Genomic DNA, 2818 nt, shown 5'->3' on the forward strand with positions numbered 1-2818 from the left:
GCACTGGATCCCGGTGCACCGGGACTGGCGGCTCAACGAGCGCCACTACGGCGCGCTGCAGGGCCTGAACAAGGCGGAGACCAAGGCCAAGTACGGCGAAGAGCAGTTCATGAAGTGGCGGCGCAGCTACGACACCCCGCCCCCGCCGATCGAGCGGGGCAGCAAGTACAGCCAGGATCGCGACCCCCGCTACGCCGACATCGGCGGCGGCCCGCTGACGGAATGCCTGGCCGACGTGGTCGCCCGGTTCCTGCCGTACTTCACCGAGCGGATCGTGCCCGACCTGCGGGCCGGCAAGACCGTGCTGATCGCCGCCCACGGCAACTCGCTGCGGGCGCTGGTGAAGTACCTGGACCAGATGTCCGACCAGGACGTGGTGGGGCTCAACATCCCGACCGGCATCCCGCTCCGCTACGACCTGGACGCCGATCTGCGGCCGAAGGTCATCGGCGGCACCTACCTGGACCCCGAAGCGGCCGCCGCAGGCGCTGCCGCGGTAGCCAGTCAGGGGGCGAAATAGTCCGCCGAAAAGCCCTTTTCGGCAAACACTGGGTGAACGCAATCGGAACACCTGCGCTTGGACGTGTGACGTGTCCCGATTTAGCCGCACGCTGCTGGGATGACGTTCACCAGTTTCGTACGATTTGCTCGTGAGTATGGTAACCGCGCTGCTGCTGGCGGCGGTCGTGGCGCTGCTCGCGTTGGTGATCGGTGTCGGGATCGGAGCGGGCCTGACACCGCGGATTGTCGAACGCAGGCAGCGGCAGGCGGCTGAGCAGGCCGGTATCACCGTTTCGCAGATGCTTGCCCACATCGTCTCGCTGTCGCCGATCGGCATCGTCGTGGTCGACACCTACCGGGACGTCGTCTACACCAACGACCGGGCCCGCGAATTGGGCCTGGTGCGGGACCGGCTGCTCGACGACCGCGCCTGGCTGGCGGCGCAACGCACCCTGATCACCGGTGAGGACGTCGAGGTCGATCTGTCGCCGCGCAAGCGGCAGAATCCCGGCCGCTCGGGGCTGTCGGTGCGCGGACACGTCCGGCTGCTGACCGAGGACGACCGCCGGTTCGCCGTCGTCTACGTCGACGACCAGTCCGAGCACGCGCGGATGGAGGCGACCCGGCGCGATTTCGTGGCCAACGTCAGCCACGAACTCAAGACGCCGGTGGGAGCGATGGGCGTACTCTCCGAGGCGCTGCTGGCCTCATCGGACGATCCCGAAACGGTGCGCCGATTCGCCGAGAAGATGGTCACCGAATCCAACCGGCTGGCCAACATGGTCGGCGAGCTGATCGAGCTGTCCCGGCTGCAGGGCGCCGAACGGCTGCCCGACCTGGAGGCCGTCGACGTCGACACCGTTGTCGCCGAGGCTCTGTCGCGGTACAAGGTGGCCGCCGACACCGCCGACATCGCCATCACCACCGACGCGCCCACCGGCATCAAGGTGCTCGGTGACCAACCCCTCCTGGTGACCGCGATGGCCAACCTGGTGTCCAACGCAATCGCCTACTCACCCAACGGGTCCCCGGTGTCGATCAGCCGCCGCCGCCGGGGCAACAACATCGAGATCTCGGTCACCGACCGGGGAATCGGCATCGCCCCCGCGGATCAGGAGCGGGTGTTCGAGCGGTTCTTCCGCGTGGACAAGGCGCGTTCCCGGGCCACCGGGGGCACCGGGCTCGGCCTGGCGATCGTCAAACATGTTGCGGCCAACCACAACGGATCTATCCGGCTGTGGAGTCAGCCGGGTACCGGATCGACGTTCACCTTGTCGATTCCGGCCTACCTCGACAATGAAGACGAGTCGGACGAACGAGAGGACTGAGAGGAATTGAGACGTCCATGACCAACGTGTTGATCGTTGAGGACGAGGAGTCGCTGGCCGACCCCTTGGCATTCCTACTGCGTAAAGAGGGCTTCGAGGCCACCGTGGTGACCGACGGACCTTCGGCGCTGGCCGAATTCGAGCGAGCCGGTGCCGACATCGTGCTGCTGGACCTGATGCTGCCGGGAATGAGCGGAACCGATGTGTGCAAGCAGTTGCGCTCACGCTCGAGCGTGCCGGTCATCATGGTGACCGCGCGGGACGCCGAGATCGACAAGGTCGTCGGGCTCGAACTCGGCGCCGACGACTACGTCACCAAGCCATACTCGGCGCGTGAGCTGATCGCGCGGATCCGTGCGGTGCTGCGCCGCGGCGCCGACCCCGACGACTTGGGCATCGGCGACGGCGTGTTGGAGGCCGGCCCGGTGCGAATGGATGTCGAGCGCCACGTCGTTTCGGTCAACGGCGAGCCAATCACCTTGCCGCTCAAGGAATTCGATCTGCTGGAGTACCTGATGCGCAACAGTGGTCGGGTGCTCACCCGCGGCCAGCTCATCGATCGGGTGTGGGGCGCCGACTATGTCGGCGACACCAAGACCCTCGATGTCCACGTCAAGCGGCTGCGGTCGAAGATCGAGGCGGATCCGGCCAATCCGGTGCACCTGGTGACGGTGCGCGGCCTCGGCTACAAGCTGGAGGGCTAGGACTTCTCCGCGCGAGCAGACGGAAAATTCCCGAAAACCCCGGGCATGTCGCGTGCGTGGGCCCAGCTCGGCGCGAGAGGGTGACTCACTCGGCAGCGCGAGTCGCGGGGTGCACGGCGATGAGCCCTAACCCGCTGCGCCGCTTACACATTGCCGCGAGCTCCGCATAGGCCTTCTCGCCTAACAGCTCGGTCAGCTCGGCTGCATAAGACTGCCAGACCTGCTTCGAACCGACATGCGCGGCGGGATCACCGGTGCAGAACCAGTGCAGGTCGGCACCGCCCT

4 protein-coding genes are annotated in these 2818 nt (G+C 66.7%); 3 read left to right on the forward strand and 1 reads right to left on the reverse strand.

The annotated features are described in order from the left end of the window. The 3 genes from ACRDU5_RS22790 to regX all read left to right on the forward strand — a co-directional run. On the forward strand, nt 1-520 hold a 520-nt coding region (locus tag ACRDU5_RS22790; protein WP_526617259.1), incomplete at its 5' end, for a 2,3-bisphosphoglycerate-dependent phosphoglycerate mutase. Nucleotides 521-650: 130 nt separating this feature from the next. Continuing rightward, nucleotides 651-1829 carry a sensor histidine kinase gene (locus ACRDU5_RS22795; RefSeq protein ID WP_526617260.1) on the forward strand — a complete coding sequence of 393 codons (1179 nt, stop codon included), beginning with the start codon at nt 651-653 and terminating at the stop codon, nt 1827-1829. A 17-nt stretch (nt 1830-1846) separates the two neighbouring features. Beyond that, on the forward strand, nt 1847-2533 hold the full coding sequence (gene regX, locus ACRDU5_RS22800; RefSeq protein ID WP_526617261.1) for a two-component sensory transduction protein RegX: 687 nt from the start codon (nt 1847-1849) through the stop codon (nt 2531-2533). A gap of 85 nt (nt 2534-2618) precedes the next feature. On the opposite strand, the gene ACRDU5_RS22805 is transcribed toward regX, so the two are convergent. After that, nucleotides 2619-2818 (reverse strand): DUF3109 family protein (locus tag ACRDU5_RS22805; protein WP_526617262.1); only part of this gene is annotated, 200 nt, incomplete at its 5' end.

The sequence above is a fragment of the Mycobacterium sp. genome, assembly GCF_050701515.1.
In the GTDB taxonomy this organism is placed as follows: domain Bacteria; phylum Actinomycetota; class Actinomycetes; order Mycobacteriales; family Mycobacteriaceae; genus Mycobacterium.